Source organism: Streptomyces roseifaciens (genome assembly GCF_001445655.1).
In the GTDB taxonomy this organism is placed as follows: domain Bacteria; phylum Actinomycetota; class Actinomycetes; order Streptomycetales; family Streptomycetaceae; genus Streptomyces; species Streptomyces aureoversilis.
This window is the reverse complement of sequence record NZ_LNBE01000002.1, coordinates 475,929-493,015: the sequence shown is the minus strand read 5'-3', so window position 1 is coordinate 493,015 and position 17,087 is coordinate 475,929. Positions and strand designations below refer to the sequence as shown.

The 17,087-nt window shown below is 75.7% G+C and carries 6 protein-coding genes; all 6 read right to left on the bottom strand.

Going from position 1 to position 17,087, the window contains the following annotated elements:
- The gene (locus AS857_RS03925) at positions 1 to 10,857 is read right to left on the bottom strand and encodes a type I polyketide synthase (RefSeq protein WP_058041681.1); all 10,857 of its coding nucleotides are present in this window, start codon (positions 10,855 to 10,857) and stop codon (positions 1 to 3) included.
- A gap of 82 nt (positions 10,858 to 10,939) precedes the next feature.
- Positions 10,940 to 12,238 (bottom strand): methylaspartate mutase, encoded by a 1,299-nt coding sequence (locus AS857_RS03920; RefSeq protein WP_058041680.1) that lies wholly within the window; start codon positions 12,236 to 12,238, stop codon positions 10,940 to 10,942.
- Positions 12,235 to 12,723 (bottom strand): cobalamin B12-binding domain-containing protein, encoded by a 489-nt coding sequence (locus tag AS857_RS03915; RefSeq protein WP_058041679.1) that lies wholly within the window; start codon positions 12,721 to 12,723, stop codon positions 12,235 to 12,237. The genes AS857_RS03920 and AS857_RS03915 overlap by 4 nt, the downstream gene beginning before the upstream one ends.
- Positions 12,720 to 13,961, bottom strand: coding sequence for a type III PLP-dependent enzyme domain-containing protein (locus AS857_RS03910; RefSeq protein ID WP_058041678.1), 1,242 nt, complete (start codon positions 13,959 to 13,961; stop codon positions 12,720 to 12,722). Before AS857_RS03910 ends, AS857_RS03915 begins: the two co-directional genes overlap by 4 nt.
- Positions 13,958 to 15,496 (bottom strand): AMP-binding protein, encoded by a 1,539-nt coding sequence (locus tag AS857_RS03905; protein ID WP_058041677.1) that lies wholly within the window; start codon positions 15,494 to 15,496, stop codon positions 13,958 to 13,960. The genes AS857_RS03910 and AS857_RS03905 overlap by 4 nt, the downstream gene beginning before the upstream one ends.
- Positions 15,497 to 15,550: 54 nt before the next feature.
- A complete protein-coding gene (locus tag AS857_RS03900) occupies positions 15,551 to 17,077 on the bottom strand; it encodes an AMP-binding protein (protein ID WP_058041676.1) in 1,527 nt (508 codons plus the stop codon).
- Positions 17,078 to 17,087: the final 10 nt, after the last annotated feature.

Here is a 17,087-nt window from a genome sequence, read left to right as displayed (position 1 = left end):
TTACTTGGCGTCGCTGCGGTCGAGTGCGGTCCGCACGAGATCGGCGATGTTCATGCTCTTGATGTCCGCCACGTTCCGGGCGGCCGCGGCGTCGTCCGGGCCCGGGCCGGGGTCCGGGGCGGGGCCGGCGGAGGCGTCCGGTCCGGACAGCTCCAGCAGGGAATCCAGCAGGCCCGCCTCCCGGATCCGGGCCAGCGGGATGCCCGCCAGCAGGTCGCGCAGGCGCGCGTCCCCGGCGTCCCCGGACGGTGCCGCGGTGGGCTCCGGCCGGTCCGGTACGAGCCGGGTGAGCAGGTGGCCCGCCAGCGCCGCCGGGGTGGCGTAGTCGAAGATCATCGTGGAGGGGAGCCGCAGCCCGCTCACCGCGTTGAGCTTGTTGCGCAGTTCCACGGCGGCGAGCGAGTCGAAGCCCAGCTCGGTGAAGGCGCGCCTGGGTTCGACCGATGCCGCGCCGTCGTGGCCGAGCACGGCGGCGACTTCGGCGCGCACCGCCTCCAGGACCGCGTGGTCGTGGTCGGCGGCCGGCAGGGTCTCCAGCCGGCGGGCGAGCGGCGCCCCGCCGGCGTCCGCCGCGCCGCTCTCGCCGCTCGCCTCGCGCCGGGGCGGGGCGGCGACGAGGCCGCGCAGGACGGCGGGTACGTCATCGGGCCGCCGGCGCAGGGCCGCGAGGTCCAGCTTTACGGGCACGAGCGTCGCGGCGCCGGCCAGGAGGGCGGCGTCGAGGAGCGCGAGCCCGTCGGCGGGTTCGAGGGCGCCGATGCCGGCCCGGGCGATGCGCTGCCGGTCCGCCTCGTCGAGCTGCCCGCCCATGCCCCCGGGCTGGTCCCACAGGCCCCAGGCCAGGGAGACGGCGGGCAGGCCGGCGGCCCTGCGGTGGGCGGCGAGCGCGTCGAGGAAGACGTTGGCGGCCGCGTAGTTGCCCTGGCCGGTGGCGTCGAGCGTGCCCGCCGCCGAGGAGAACAGCACGAAGTTCGCCAGGTCCTGCCCCTCGGTCAGCTCGTGCAGGTGCCACGCGGCGTCGGCCTTGGGGGCGAGCACCGTGTCGATCCGCGCGGGCGTCAGCGAGCCGATCAGGCCGTCGTCCAGGACGCCCGCGGTGTGCACGACGCTGCGGACGGGGTGCTCGGCGAGCAGGGCGGCGAGGGCGGCCCGGTCCGCGACGTCGCAGGCGACCACGTGGGCCTCCGCGCCGAGTCCGGCCAGCTCCTCCTGCAGCTCCCGTGCGCCCGGGGCTTCGGGGCCGCGGCGCCCGGCCAGGACCAGGCTGCGGACCCCGTGGCGCCGGACGAGGTGCCGGGCGACCAGCGCGCCGAGGCCTCCGGTGCCGCCGGTGATCAGCGTGGTGCCCCAGTCCGGGGCGGGGGCGTCCCGGTCGCCGGGAGCGCCGTCCGGAGCACCGGCCACGGCCAGTCGCGGCACCAGCACCTCGCCGTCGCGCAGCACGACTTCGGGCTCGCCCGAGTCGAGGGCGGCGGCCAGGGCGGTCAGGGACGGCGGTTCGTCGCCGGTGCCGGCGAGGACGATCCGGCCCGGGTCCTCGGCCTGCGCCGCGCGGACCAGGCCGCGTACGGGGGCCCCGGCGAGTCCGGTCCCGCTCAGCACGACGAGCTTCGCCGCGGCGAACCGCTCGTCCGCCGACCACTCCTGGAGGACGCCGAGCACGCCGTGCAGGGCCGACCGTACGGCCGCGGGCACGTCGCCGGAGTCCGGCCGTACGGGCAGCAGGACCGCGTCGGGCGCGGTGGCGCCGAGCGAGGCGAGGTCCGGGGACGCGGGCAGGCCGAGCCCGAGGTCGTCGGTGCCCAGCACCGCGAACCGGCGGTCGCGGCCGCTCCCGGCGGGCGCCTGCGGCAGCGGCACCTGCTCCACGGCGAACAGCGCGTCGTGGCCCGCGGTCAGACGGCCGGCCGCGACGGGCCGGGTGGCGTAGGACCCGATGGTCGCGAGCGGCCGGCCGGAGGGGTCCGCCAGCTCGATCCGTACGCTCCCGGCCGCCCCGCCGCCCTCGCCGCCGGTGCGGGAGAGCCGGACGCGGGCCGCCGAGGCGCCGGTGGCGTGCAGGGCGACGTCCTCCCAGGCGAAGGGGAGCCGCACCCGGCCGTCGTCCTCCGCGGTCCCGTCGTCGAAGAGCGAGGTGACGTGGAGGGCCGCGTCGAGGAGTGCGGGGTGCAGGCCGTAGGCGGCCGCCTCGGTCCGGGCCGGGGCGGGGAGCGCGAGTTCGGCGAAGAGCTCCTCGCCGCGGCGCCAGACGGCCCGGACGCCGCGGAAGACGGGCCCGTAGGCGAAGCCGCCGGCCTGCAGGCGGTCGTAGAGCCCTGCGGTGTCGACCGGGGCGGCGCCCGGCGGCGGCCACTCGGCGAGGGACTGCGGCTGCGGTCCGCCCCGGTCGGTGAGGAGCGCGGTCGCGTTCCTGGTCCAGCCCGCGCCGGGCGCGGCGCCCTCGGGCCGCGAGAAGATCTCCGCGGTGCCGTCCCGGGCCACCACCTGGAGCTGTACGGCTCCGCGCTGCGGGATGACCAGGGGCGCTTCGAGCGTGAGCTCTTCCAGGACGGGACGCCCCGTCAGGTCGCCGGCGCGGATCGCGAGGTCGACCAGCGCGGCCCCGGGCAGCAGCACGGTGCCGAGCACGGCGTGTTCGGCGAGCACGAGGTGGGTGGCGAGGGAGAGCCGCCCGGTCAGCATGACGCCGTCGGAGGCTGCCATCCGGATCTCCGCGCCGACCAGCGGGTGGTCGAGCGGGGTCTGGCCGAGCCCGCCCGCGTCGCCCTTGCGCGCGGGGGCGTCGAGCCAGAAGCGCCGGTGCTGGAAGGCGTACGTCGGCAGGTCGACCGGCCGCCCGGCGCGGCCGCCGTGGAGCACGGACCAGTCGACGCCGGCGCCGCGCGTGTGGACCCGGGCCAGCGCGCCGAGCAGTTCGCGCACCTCGGGCCGGTCCTTGCGGGAGACCGCCACGAACTCGGCGCCGTCGGTGCAGTCCCGGCCCATCGCGGCGAGCACCGCGTCGGGGCCCAGCTCCAGGAAGGTGGTGACGCCCTGCGCCTCCAGGGCGGCGACGGCGTCCGCGAAGCGCACCGTCTCCCGCACGTGCCGGACCCAGTACTCCGGGGAGCGCAGCTCCTCCCCGGTGGCCGGGCGGCCGGTCAGCGTCGAGACGAGCGGGATGGCCGGGTCGGCGGCCGAGAGCCCGCCCATGACCTCTCCGAACTCCGCCAGCATGGCGTCCATGTGGTGGGAGTGGAAGGCGTGGGAGACCCGCAGCCGCTTGGACCTGTCGAAGCCCTCCGCGAGGGCGAGGACCGCGTCGGCGTCACCGGAGACCACGACCGAGCGCGGCCCGTTGACGGCGGCGATGCTCATCCGCTCGTCCAGCAGGGGCGCCACCTCGTCCTCCGCCGCCCGCACCGCGACCATCGCGCCGCCCTCGGGCAGCGCCTGCATCAGCCGGCCGCGCGCCGAGACGGCAGCCACCGCGTCCTCCAGCGACCAGACACCCGCGACGTGCGCGGCCGCGAACTCGCCGACGGAGTGGCCCGCCAGCCAGTCCGGGCGCAGCCCGAAGGACTCCAGCAGGCGGAACAGCGCCACCTCCGTGGCGAACAGGGCTGCCTGGGTGCAGGCCGTCCGCTCCAGCAGCCCGGCGCGGTCGAAACCCTCGTCGGGGCTGCCGAACAGGACCTCGGCCAGCGGCCGTTCCAGCGACTTGTCCAGCAGGGCGGCGGCCCGGTCGAAGTGCTCGGCGAAGACGGGGAAGGCCTCGTACAGCTCGCGTCCCATGCCGAGCCGCTGCGAGCCCTGGCCGGAGAACAGGAACGCGAGCCCGCCCTCGGTGACCGAGCCGGTGACCAGGCCCGGCGCGGACGTCCCCTGCGCGAGCGCGGCGAGGCCGGCCTCGGCCTCGGCGCGGTCGGCCGCCAGGATCACCGCGCGGTCCCGGTGCGCGGTGCGGGCCGTCGCCAGCGCGAGGGCCAGGTCGGCCACTTCGGCGCCGGTCAGGGGCAGCAGCCGCGCGGCCTGGTCGCGCAGGGCGGCGGTGCCGCGGGCCGAGACGGGCAGCGCCACGAGCGCGGGGGCCGGGGCCTCGCCGGGCCCGTCCGGCCCGGGTGCGGCCTCCTCGGGCTCGGCCTCCTCCGCTGCGGCCTCCTCCAGGATCACGTGGGCGTTGGTGCCGCTGATGCCGAACGAGGACACCCCGGCCCGGCGCGGGCGGCCGTCCTGCTCCCACGGCCGGGCCTCGGTGAGCAGGTCCACCGCGCCGGCCGACCAGTCCACCTGGTCCGAGGGGGCGTCCACATGCAGCGTCCGGGGCAGCACCCCGTGGCGCATCGCCATCACCATCTTGATGACACCGGCGACGCCGGCCGCCGCCTGGGTGTGGCCGATGTTCGACTTGATCGAGCCGAGCCACAGCGGCCGGCCCGCCGGCCGGTCCTGGCCGTACGTGGCGAGCAGGGCCTGGGCCTCGATCGGGTCGCCGAGGGTGGTGCCGGTGCCGTGCGCCTCGACCGCGTCGACGTCGGCGGCGGTCAGCCCCGCGCCGGACAGGGCGGCGCGGATCACCCGCTGCTGGGACGGGCCGTTGGGGGCGGTCAGGCCGTTGGAGGCGCCGTCGGAGTTGATCGCGCTGCCCTTGAGGACGGCCAGGACGCGGTGGCCGTTGCGCCGGGCGTCGGAGAGCCGCTCCACCACCAGGACGCCGACGCCCTCGCCCCAGCCGGTGCCGTCGGCCGCGGCGGCGAAGGACTTGCAGCGGCCGTCGGCGGCCTGGCCGCGCTGCCTGCTGAAGTCCACGAACGTGTCGGGGGTCGACATCACGGTCACCCCGCCGGCCAGCGCCAGGGAGCACTCGCCCTGCCGCAGGGCCTGCGCCGCGAGGTGCAGGGTGACCAGCGAGGACGAGCAGGCCGTGTCGACGGTGACGGCCGGTCCCTCCAGGCCGAGCGCGTAGGCGACCCGGCCGGAGACGACGCTGCCGAGGTTGCCGTTGCCGAAGTACGCGGCGACGTCCTCGGGCACGTCCGTCAGCCGGCTGCCGTAGTCGTGGTACATGACGCCGGCGAACACGCCGGTGCGGGAGCCGCGGACGGCCGCGGGGTCGATGCCGGCCCGTTCCAGCGCCTCCCAGGAGACCTCCAGCAGCAGGCGCTGCTGGGGGTCCATGGCGACGGCCTCGCGCGGGCCGATGCCGAAGAAGTCGGCGTCGAACTCGGCGGCGTCGTAGAGGAATCCGCCCTCGCGGGCGTACGTCTTCCCGGGCGTGCCCGGCTCGGGGTCGTAGAGGGCGTCGGTGTCCCAGCCGCGGTCCTCGGGGAAGGCCGCGATGCCGTCGACGCCGTCGGCGACCAGCTGCCACAGCTCCTCGGGCGAGCGCACGCCGCCGGGGTAGCGGCAGCTCATGCCGACGATGGCGATGGGCTCGTCCGCGGCGGCGGGGAGCTCGGTGGGCTGCGGCGGGGTGTCCGGTGCGGTGCCGAAGAGGGTGTCGCGGATGTGGTCGGCCAGGATCCCCGGGGTGGGGTAGTCGAAGACGAGGGTGGCGGGCAGGCGCAGTCCGGTCGCCGTGTTCAGCCGGTTGCGGAGCTCGACGGCCGACAGCGAGTCGAAGCCGGTCTCGGTGAAGGCCCTGGCCGGGTCGACGGCGGCGGCGCCGTCGTGCCGCAGGACGGCCGCGACCTCGGTGCGGACGAGCTCCAGCAGCGTGCGGTCCCGCTCGGCGGCCGGCAGTGCGGCCAGTGCGCCGCCCGCGGCGGGCAGGGCGGGTGCCTGCGCCGCTGCGGCCCGCCGTGCCAGGGGGCGTATCAGCCCGCTGAGCAGCGGGGGGATGCCGCCGGGCCGGGCCCGTACGGCGGCGGCGTCGACCTCGGCGGGTACGAGCCGGGGTTCGCCGGAGCGGACGGCGGCGTCGAACAGGCGCAGGGACCGCTCGGCGCTCAGCCCGGGCAGCCCGTACTGCGCGATGCGGGCCAGTGCCGTCGCGTCGAGGTGGGCGCCCATCCCGGCGTCGGTCGCCCACAGGCCCCACGACAGTGCGGTGACGGGCAGTCCGAGGGAGGCGCGGTGGTCGGCGAGGGCGTCGAGGAAGGCGTTGGCCGCCGCGTAGTTGCCCTGTCCGGCGCCGTCGAGCACTGCGGCCAGGGAGGAGAAGAGGACGAACGCCTTCAGCTCCCGGCCGCGGGTGAGCTCGTGCAGGTGCCAGGCTCCCTCCGCCTTGGCCCGGAACACCTCGGCGAGCAGCTCGTCGTTGAGCGAGCCGATCACGCCGTCGTGCACGCTGCCCGCGGCGTGGACGATGGAGTCGACGGGGTGGGCGGCGAGGAGCCGCTCGACGGCGGCGCGGTCGCCCGTGTCGCAGGCCACGACGCTCACGTCGGCGCCCAGCGCGGTGAGTTCCGCCTCAAGCGCGGGTGCGGAGCCCCTCCTGCCGGCCAGCACCAGGCTGCGGACGCCATGGGTGCTCACCAGGTGCCGGGCCAGGATGCCGCCGAGGCCGCCCGTGCCGCCGGTGATCAGTACGGTGCCCCAGTCCGGTGCCGCGCCCCGCGCGGGCTGCACGGCGGCCAGCCTGGGGACGCGCAGTTCCCCGCCGGAGAGGGTGAGTTCGGGCTCCCCGGTGGCGAGGGCGGCGCTCAGGTCGGCGTCGGAGGGTGCGGAGTGCGAGCCGTCGTGCTCCACCAGGACGAAGCGGCCCGGGTTCTCCGCCTGGGCCGAGCGCACCAGGCCGCGGACCGGCGCGTGGGCCGGTCCCGCGGAGGTGACGACGACCAGGCGCGCGTCGGCGGAGCGGTCGTCGGACAGCCAGGACTGCAGGGCGCGCAGGGCGTCTCCTGCGGCGGCCCGCCCTGCGGTCGCGCAGTCGCCGTCGTGCTCCCCGGCCCGGTACACGACCGCGTCCGGCACCGGCCCGGACCGTGCCCCGTCCAGCACGTCGCCGAGCGCGGCCGTGCTCAGCGGCGGGGCCTGCGCGGGCCGGGCCGCGGGCACCGTCCGTACCGCGTAGAGCAGTTCGGCGTCCGGCACCGGGCGTGAGGTGAGGCCGCCGATGGTGGCGACGGGGGAGCCGGTCGCGTCGGCGAGCCGGAGGGAGAGCGTGTCCTTGCCGTCGCGGGAGATCCGGGCCCGTACCGCGGCGGCGCCGACCGCGTGCAGGCGGACCTCGCTCCAGGCGAACGGGACGAGCACCTCCGGGCGGGCCTGCTCCCCGAGGTCGGCAGCGTGCAGGGCCGCGTCGAGCAGGGCGGGGTGCAGTCCGAAGCCGGCCGCGTCCGCCGCCGTGGCCGGGTCCAGGGCGACCTCGGCGCAGATGTCGTCGCCGTGCCGCCAGGCCGCGCGCAGGCCCTGGAAGGCCGGGCCGTATCCATAGCCCTGGGCGGCCAGGTCCGTGTACACGCCGTCGAGGCCGATGGGCTCGGCGCCCTCCGGCGGCCAGACGTCCAGGGGAGCCTCGGGCGGCGCGGCGGCGGCGACGAGGACGCCGGTGGCGTGCCGGGTCCACGCGCCGGGCTCCGCTCCGTCGGGCCGGGAGTGGACGGTCAGCGGGTGGCGCCCGGATGCGTCGGGCTCGCCGACGGCGACCTGCACCGCCACTCCCCCGTCGGCGGGCAGCTCCAGCGGGGCGCCGAGGGTCAGCTCCTCCAGGGTGCCCGCGCCGACGTGGTCGCCCGCGCGCAGGGCCAGTTCCACGAACGCCGTGCCGGGGAAGAGCACGCGGCCGGAGATGACGTGGTCGGCCAGCCAGGGGTGCGTACGGAGCGAGAGGCGGCCGGTCAGCACCACCTCGTCGGCACCGACGGCGACGACGGCGCCCAGCAGCGGGTGGCCGGCCGGGAGCTGTCCGAGGCCGGTGGCGTCCGCACCGGACGAGCCCGGCTCCAGCCAGAACCGCTTGCGCTGGAAGCGGTACGTGGGCAGGTCGATCCGCCGGCCGCCGCGGCCGGCGTGGAAGCGCGCCCAGTCGACGTGCACGCCGCGCCCGTGGGCCAGGGCGAGGGCCGATACGGCCTCGTGCTCCTCGGGCCGGTCGCGGCGCAGCAGCGGGGCGAAGGCGAGGCCGGTGCCCTCGGCGCACTCCTCGGCCATCGCGCTGAGCACGCCGTCGGGGCCGAGCTCCAGGAAGGTGCGGACTCCGGCTTCCTCCAGGCCGCGCACGGCGTCGTGGAAGCGCACCTGGGCGCGGGCGTGCTCGACCCAGTGGTCGGAGCTGCACAGTTCGCCGGCGGTGAGGGCGCCGGTGACCGTCGAGACGACGGGGATCCGCGGCTTCGCGTAGGTCAGCACCTGGGCGACGCGGCGGAACTCCGCCAGCATCGGCTCCATCAGCGGCGAGTGGAAGGCGTGGCTGACCTGCAGGCGCTTCGTGCGGTGGCCCCGCTCGGCGAGGGCTTCGGCGATGCGGGCGACCTCGTCACCGTCGCCGGATATCACGACGGACGTGGGGCCGTTGACGGCGGCGATGCCGGTGCGCGGGGTGAGCAGGGGCGTCACGTCGGCTTCGGCGGCCTGCACCGCGACCATGGCGCCGCCGGCAGGGAGTTCCTGCATGAGGCGGCCGCGCGCGGCCACGAGGATCGCCGCGTCCTCCAGCGTCAGCACGCCGGCCACGTGGGCGGCGGCGAGCTCGCCGATCGAGTGCCCGGCGAGGTAGTCGGGCCGCACGCCCCAGCTCTCCAGGAGCCGGAACAGCGCGACCTCGACGGCGAAGAGGGCGGGCTGGGCGTATTCCGTGTCGTGCAGCCGCGCGGCCTCCGGCGTGTCCGCCTCCGCGAACAGCACGTCGCTCAGGGGTGGTTGGAGCTGCATGTCGAGGTAGGCGCAGACCTCGTCGAGCGCGTCGGCGTAGGCCGGGAAGGCCTCGGCAAGGCCGCGTCCCATCGCGAGGCGCTGGCTGCCCTGGCCGGTGAAGAGGAACGCGAGCCCGCCGGGCCCGGCCACGCCGGTGGGGGCGGTGCCGGAGGCGAGGGCCGTGAGGGCCTCCTGCAGTTCGCCGCGGTCGCCGGTGACGATCGCGGCGCGGTGCGGAAGGGCGGCACGCGTGGTGGCCAGGGAGAGGGCGAGGTCGGCCAGGGGCGCCTCGGCGGCGAGGGGCAGCAGCGCGGACGCCTGGGCGCGCAGGGCCTGTTCGCCGCGGGCCGACAGGACGAAGGGCAGCACACCGGGGGCGCTCTCGTCCGCGGGCGCGGGGCCGGCCGGCTCGGCGTCCGCCGCGTCCTTCTCGGGATGCTCGACGATGAGGTGCGCGTTGGTGCCGCTGACGCCGAAGGAGGAGATGCCGGCGCGGCGGGGGCGGCCCGTCCCGGGCCAGGGCCGGCCCTCGGTGAGCAGCTCCACGGCCCCCGACGACCAGTCGATGTGCGGGCTGGGCGCGTCGACGTGCAGGGTGCGCGGCAGGTGGCCGTGGCGCATGGCGAGGACCATCTTGATCACCCCGGCGACGCCGGCGGCGCCCTGGGTGTGGCCCAGGTTCGACTTCACCGAGCCGAGCAGCAGCGGTTCGCCGCCGTTCCGCTCCTGCCCGTAGGTCGCGAGGAGCGCGTGGGCCTCGATGGGGTCGCCGAGCGTGGTGCCGGTGCCGTGCGCGTCGACGGCGTCGACGTCGGCCGCGGTCAGCCCGGAGTTGGCCAGGGCCTGGCGGATGAGGCGCTGCTGGGCGGCGCCGCTGGGCGCGGTGAGGCCGTTGCTGGCGCCGTCCTGGTTGACGGCCGAGCCGCGGACGACGGCGAGCACGCGGTGGCCGTTGCGCCGGGCGTCGGAGAGCCGTTCGAGGACGAGGACGCCGGCGCCCTCGGCGAATCCGGTGCCGTCCGCCGCGGCCGCGAAGGCCTTGCACCGGCCGTCGCGCGCCAGGCCGCGCTGGCGGCTGAACGCGGTGAAGACGCCGGGTCCGCCCATCACGGCGACGCCGCCGGCGAGCGCCAGCGAGGACTCGCCCTGCCGCAGGGACTGGCAGGCCAGGTGGATGGCCACGAGGGAGGCCGAGCAGGCGGTGTCGACGGTGACGGCCGGCCCCTCCGTGCCGAGGACGTAGGCGACGCGGCCGGAGATGACGCTCGGCGCGTTGCCGGTCAGCAGATAGGCGTCGAGGCCGTCGGGCGCGTCGTGCAGGCGCGGGCCGTACTCCTGCACCTCGGCGCCGAAGAACATGCCCGCCGCGCTGCCGCGCAGGCCCGTCGGGTCGATGCCGGCGCGCTCCAGCGCCTCCCACGCGGTCTCCAGCACCAGCCGCTGCTGGGGGTCCATCGCCGGGGCCTCGCGCGGGCTGATCCCGAAGAAGTCGGCGTCGAACCCGGTGGCGGTGTCCAGGAATCCGCCGGTGCGCACATAGCTGCGCCCCGGTGCCTCGGGGTCGTCGTCGAAGAGGTTCTCCAGGTCCCAGCCACGGTCCTCGGGGAAGCCGGACAGCACCTCGCCGCCGTCGGCCAGCAGCCGCCACAGCTCCTCCGGCGAGTCGATCCCGCCCGGGAAGCGGCAGCCGATCCCCACGACGGCGACGGGCTCGTCGGCGGGCCCGGCCGCGGTGACCGCGGCGACCGGCGCGGGCCGGGCCGCGGCGTCGCCCAGGGCCCCGGCCAGCAGCCGCTCGGCGAGGGCGAGAGGGGTCGGGTGCTCGTAGGCGAGCGTGACCGGCAGGTCGAGGCCGGTCTCCGCGCTCAGCCTGCGGTGCAGGTCGACCGCCGCCAGCGAGTCGAAGCCCAGCTCGACGAAGGGGAGCGTGAGGTCCAGGGTTCCGGGGGCGTCGGGCCGGGCCGCCCGCAGTGCCGCCGACGCGTGGGCGTGCACGAGGTCGAGGACCACCCTGCGGTGTTCCGACGGCGCGGTGGTGGCCAGCAGCCGGGCCAGTGCTGAATCGGAACTGGACTCGTTCATCCGCGCATCTCCACTTTCGGCCGAAACCGTTTTCCCGTTGACAGTAGTGAGACCCCGGCAAGGGCCACACCCTTACGCACCCCTAGGACGTGTGCGCCCCGGGGCCGATCGCTCCCCTGCCCGGTGTGCCGGACACCTGCTCGTGGTCGAACTTCCGGCGCACGTAGGACAGGGAATCCAGCAGATCGCCGGAGGTGACGGTGCGGGACCCGCGCGTTTCCACCACGCCGGTCAGCGGCAGCCTGCCGATGTCCGCCCAGCGGAGCCGTCCTTTTCCGTCGATGTAACTCCTGCTGCGCCCCATGTTGTCGGGGTGCAGGCAATAGGGGATGTCGAGATATCCCCTGCGGAATGCCAGCAGCATGGCCTCGCCGAGATCGGACGCCATATTGAGTACGGCGGTCACGAGGGCGGCGGCTTCCGCATACGTCTGCGAATCGGCACCCGCACCGGCGGCGGTGACGGGCCGCCGGGTCCCGGCCGCGGTGGCGGCCGCGAATTCGAGCGCGCCGACGTTCTCCTCGACCGTCGGAATCCGTACGGATTCGGCGACGGTCTTCACGATCAGGCGTTCGGAGCCGGTCGCGGCGGCGAGCTCCGCCGCCTCGCCCAGCAGCCGGTAGGCGCCGTCCGGCGAGGCCGGGTAGACGCCCATGTAGGCGTAGATGACGACGTGCCAGTCGGTGTCGGGCAGCAGTTCCGCGCACAGCCGGCGCAGCGCCGCGACGGCTTCGGCGTCCTGCACCGGGCTCGTCTGCTGGGCGTAGCTGACGGAGATGCTGCGCAGGCCGTGCCGGTGGAAGAACAGGGCTTCCAGCACGCTGATCGCCACCAGCTGGCTCGGCGGGCAGAGCTGTCCGAGCATGCACCCGCCGAACGTCTCCAGGTGCGGCTCCAGGCCGGTCTCGCGCAGCCGGACGAACAGCTCGCAGGAGCGCGACCAGTTGTCCACGGACTCCTGCAGCGGAATGCGCCCGTAGGGCAGGCAGTACGAGACGGGGCCGCCCTCGGAGGCGTCGAGTCCGACGGTCATCAGCGCCCGGAAGATGTCGATGGGGTCCGCCGAGCCGTGCCGGACCTGGACGGGGAAGTCCGGTCCGTGGGAGCCGTCCAGGACCCACCGCGTGGTGGCCGGGTCGTGGTTGACGATCGGGTAGCCGTTGAGCGACTCGCCCTCCAGGAGGGCGAGTCCGGCGGACTCCAGGTCCCGGACGCGGGTGTAGCTGTCCAGGGTGATCGTGCCGACCGTCCGCCCGTTCGCCGCTCTGGTCGCCCGCAGTCCGGCGCGCATCCGCTCGGGTTCGCTCATGCCCATCCTGGGCTGGACGACGAGTTCGCCGCCGGCGCGTGCCCGGCGGACGAACGCGCCGAACCCGGTCACGCCAGCGCCCGCTGCGGGAGCGCGTCGAGCAGCCGCCGGAAGGAGGCGATCCCCTCGGTGCCGTCGTCGAAGACGGCGTCGTACCCGGCGGTGACCAGGGCGCCGAGCTGCTCGGTGCTCTGGGCCCCGGCGATGCCCAGCTTGCCGCCGATGACCGCCGGCACGGAGCTCAGCCCGGGCTGCCGGCGCAGCCGGCTGATCAGCCGCATCCCGTCCCGGTAGCCGTGGCCGTTGACGCTGCTCACCACGAGCAGCGCGGGCCGGCGGGCGAGGCACTCGGAGACGACCAGCTCCTCGGGCACGCAGGGGCCGAGGTTGACGACGCCGAAGCCGAGCTCCTCCAGCAGCAGTTGCAGGAAGACCAGGTTCCAGGTGTGCGAGTCGGAGGTCACGCCCGTGACGACGACGGTGGCGTCCCGCCGGGCGGGGGCCCGGTCCCCGGCGGGATCCGCAGCCCCCGCCCCCCTCGTGGCCGGGGAGCTCACAGCTCCCCCCGGCCGTGCGCGTACGCGCGGGTGTGCTCGATCCGGGAGGCCGACACGACGTCGTCGCCGCGCACGACGATCTCGACCGGGGCCGGCCTGCCCAGGAACATCAGCAGGCTCGCGGTGGGGCCGTAGGCGCCCGCGTTGGGCACGGCGACGACGTCCCCGGGCGCGAGCGCCGGCAGCGGGATGTCACGGCCGAGGATGTCCCCGGGGGTGCACAGCGGGCCGACGAGGCTGGCGACCTGCTCGGCCGGCGCCTGCGGCCCGTGGAGCTCCACGGACACCGGCAGGATCCGCCCGAGACCGGACATCCCGCCGAAGGTGTTGATGCCGCCGTCCAGGATCGCGAAGCGCCGGCCGCGGCTCTCCTTGAGGTTGACCACCCCGGCGAGCAGCGTGCCGCTGTCGCCCACGAGGTACCGCCCGGACTCGAAGGCGATGCGCGGGGCGCCCTCGCGCCACCCGGGGAAGTGCGCGTCCAGCGTCTCGGTCAGGGCGGCGCGCAGCTCGCCGTACACCGGCCGCTCGCCGGTCACGGCGTACGGGGCCGCGAAGCCGCCGCCGATGTCCACGAACCGGAACCGCACGCCCAGCTCTTCCTGCAGCCCGGCGGCCACCCCGATGGTGTGGCGGAACTCGGCGATCAGGCTCGCCTCGTCCTTGGCGTTGCTGAGCGGGAAGAAGTGGGCGCCCGCGACCCGGGTCCCGGGCACGGCCGTGAGCTCGTCCCGGAGGCCGGGCAGCGTCTCGCTGTCGAAGCCGAACTGGGAGGGGACGCCGGTCATCCGGATGCTGGTCGAGGCGCTCGCGGAGGCGCTGTTGACCCGCAGCAGGCAGTCGGCGACGACGCCGAGCCGGCCGGCGGCCTCCCCGATGCGCCGCAGGTCGCCGAGGGACTCGACGGAGAACAGCCGCACGCCTTCCTTGAGCGCCTCGGTCAGTTCACCCTCGGTCTTGCCGGGCCCGGTGTAGAGGACGTCCGCCGTGGAGGCCCCCGCGGCGAGCACGGCGGCGAGCTCGCCGACGGAGCTGATCTCCGCCCGGCAGCCGCGCCCGGTGCCGGCGCACATCTCGCGGACGAGCTCCGGGTGCGGGTTCGCCTTCACGGCGTAGAAGAGGTGGGCCTCCTCGGGCAGGGCGGCGAAGAGGTCGCGCTTCGCCGCGGCGATGCGGTCGAGGTCGTAGACGTAGGCGGGGGTGCCGAAGCGCTCGGCGAGCTCGGTGTAACCGGTCACCGGTCGTTCCCTTCAAACAGCAGTGCGAGCTGCTTGCGCTCGTGCTTTCCGTGCAGGGTCAGGGGCAGGTCCTCGACGACCTTGCAGAGGCCGGGGACCTTGGCGGGCTCCAGCCGGCGGGCCAGCTCGCGCAGGACGGTGTGCGAGGCCACGTCGCCCTCGACGCACACCGCGAGGTCGCGGTCCCCGCTGGGCGGCAGGACGGCGGCGGCGCGGACGCCGGGGACGTCCATCGCGGCGGCCTCGATCTCGGTGGTGCTCATGCGCACGCCCTTGCGCTTGAACACGTCGTCGCGGCGGCCCTCGTAGTAGAGGAAGCCGTCCTCGTCCACGTGCCCGTAGTCGCCGGTGTGCAGCCGCCGGGCACCGGTGACCGGGTTCTCCCGGAACGTGCGGGCGGTGAGCTCCGGCGCCCGCCAGTAGCCGGGCATCACGTGCGGGCCCTCGACCACGATCTCGCCCGTCTCTCCCGTGGGGAGCTCGGCCCCGTCCTCGTCGAGGACGAACACCCTCGTGCCCGGCAGGGGCCGGCCGACCGACTCGCGCTTGCTGTCCTCGAACGCCGGCGGCAGGACGGAGATGCGCTTGCACTCGGTCTGGCCGAACTGGCGTACCACCTCGGCGCCGGGGAACGCCGCGCGCAGGGCGTCGGCCGTCGGCCTCGGCAGCGCGGCCCCGGTGTTGGTGAACATCCGCACCCGGGAGGTCCCCTCCGGCGCGGGCTCGCGCTCGGCCAGCGTCAGGATCATGGTGGCGAGGGACGGCACGATGGGCACCACCGTCGCCCCCGACTCCCGGATGCGCTTGAGCAGCACCAGGTCCGACTCACCGTCGGCGAGCACCAGCTCGGACCGGCCGAGGGCGGCCAGGAGGATCTTGTACAGCCCGTAGTCCCAGGAGATCGGGAAGCGGCAGAACACCACGTCGTCGGGGCGGTAGCCGAGTTCGAGGTGGATCGCGTGCGAGGCGAAGAGCATGGGCCCGTGCGGGCAGACGACCGCCTTCGGCGCGGCGGTGCTGCCGGAGGTGTACACCAGCGCCGCGACGTCCTCGGCGGACACCTCGACCGGGCCCGAGGCCCGCGCTCCCCGCTCGTGCAGGGCGGCGACCCCGCTCCAGAACTCCTCCGTCCCGACGACCGGGGCCGGGGAGAACTCCGCGATCCGCTCCGCGGCCGCGTCGGCCGCGATCACCAGCCGGGGTTCGGCGTTGGCGAGCACCGAGCGGAGGTGGAAGTCCTTCATCCCCGGGTTCAGCGACACGAACACCGCGCCGCGCCGCGAGGTCCCGTAGAACAGGGCGACCAGTTCGCGGGTGCTGGGCACCTGCACGAGCACCCGGTCGCCGTGGCCGATGCCGCGGGCTTCCAGCCAGGCGTCTACCGCGTGGCTGTACGCGGTGAGCTCCCGGTACGTCCAGCGCCCGGCTCCGTCCCCGACCGCCGTGGCGTCGGGGGCGGTGTCCGCCGTGGCCTCGTCCAGCAGCGCGTGGACCAGCGCGGGCGGACGGGTATCCGATGTCGAATTACGGTTCACTGCGCCCCGTATGACCTTTCATGAGAGCCCTCCTGCACGGCCCGGGCGGCCGGCTCAGCCGGCTGCGGGCGCGGCCCGGAGGGCGAGCTTCTTGCGGTCGATCTTCCGGTTCGGGTTCAGCGGGAATTCCGCCAGGTGCACGTACTTCTTCGGGACGATCGCCAGGGGCAGCACGCTCCGCAGCTCGCGGGCCAGCTGCACCTGCGGCACGGCCGATCCGGTGTAGAAGACCACCAGTTCGGAGGTGTGGCCCGCCGCGACCGCCACGGTGACGGCGTCCTCCACGCCGGTGCAGGAGCGCACGGCGGCGTCCACCTCGGCCAGCTCCACGCGCACGCCGTGCACCTGGACCTGGGCGTCCTGCCGCCCCAGGTAGAGCAGTCCGCCGTCGTCCGCCCGGCGGACGCGGTCGCCGGTGCGGTACCAGCGCCGGCCGTCCCGGTGGAAGAAGCGGCCGGTGTCGTCGGAGGGGTCGAGATAGCCGGGCGTCAGCTGGGGCCCGGCGATACAGAGCTCCCCTTCGTCCGTGCGCTCCGCGCCGTCCGGGCCCAGCAGCAGCACGCCGTGCCCGGCGTGCACCGCGCCGATCGGCACGACGCCGTGCAGCCCCCGCCCGGCGGACCACCGGTGGGCGGAGACCGTGATGGTCAGCTCGGTCGGGCCGTAGAGGTTCTCCAGGAACGCGCCCGGCGCCGCCGCCTGCCAGTCCTCGGCGTCCTGGCAGTTCAGCGCCTCCCCCGCGAAGAAGCTCCACCGCAGGGACGGCATCGCCCCCGGCCGCAGCCCGCCCATGCGCCGGATCAGGGCGATGGCGCTGGGCGTGGAGAACCAGACGGTCAGCCCTTCCGCGGCGGCGAACGCCGGCATGTCCCGGAACGCCTGCGGCGGCGGGACGGTCAGGGTCGCGCCGGCCCCCCAGGCACAGAACAGGTCGAACATCCCGCAGTCGAAGTTGAGGTCGAAGTTCTGCGAGAAGACGTCGCCGGGCCCGAAGTCGTAGCGCTCGTCGAGCAGGCCGAAGTAGTGCGCGGTGTTGGCGTGCGTGACCGGCACGCCCTTCGGCCTGCCGGTCGAGCCGGAGGTGAACAGGACGTACGCGACGTCCGACGCCCGCACCGGCTGCGGCGACACCAACGCGGCGGCCGGGTCGTACGGCACGGCCGGCATCGGCTGCCCCCCGGGAGGGAACAGCACCGGCAGCTCGGTGCCGGCCTCCCGCAGCGCCGTGAGCGCGGGCAGCGCGTCGTCGTCCGCGATCAGTGCGCCGACGCCGCTCGCCTCGGTCATCTGCCGGGTGCGCAGCGCGGGGAAGGCGGGCTGCAGCGGGACCGTGGTGATCCCCGTGTACAGGCCGGCGAGGACCGCCGGGTACGCGGAGAGGCCCTTGCCCGCCAGCACGCCGATCGCCCGCGGCCGCTCCGGCAGCCCGGACAGCAGCGAGCCCGCCAGCGCCAGCGCGCGCTCGTGCAGCTCCCGGTAGGTCAGCGCGGCTCCGCCGGCCCGGACCGCGGGGCGGTCCGGCGACAGGGCCAGGCCTCGCAGGAAGCGGCCGGTCAGCGCGGCGTCCGTGGTGTCGTTCATCGTGGTCTCC

Coding starts and splice junctions, on each gene's coding strand:
- AS857_RS03925 (WP_058041681.1), bottom strand. CDS start 10,857: ATGAACGAGTCCAGTTCCGATTCAGCACTGGCCCGGCTGCTGGCCACC.
- AS857_RS03900 (WP_058041676.1), bottom strand. CDS start 17,077: ATGAACGACACCACGGACGCCGCGCTGACCGGCCGCTTCCTGCGAGGC.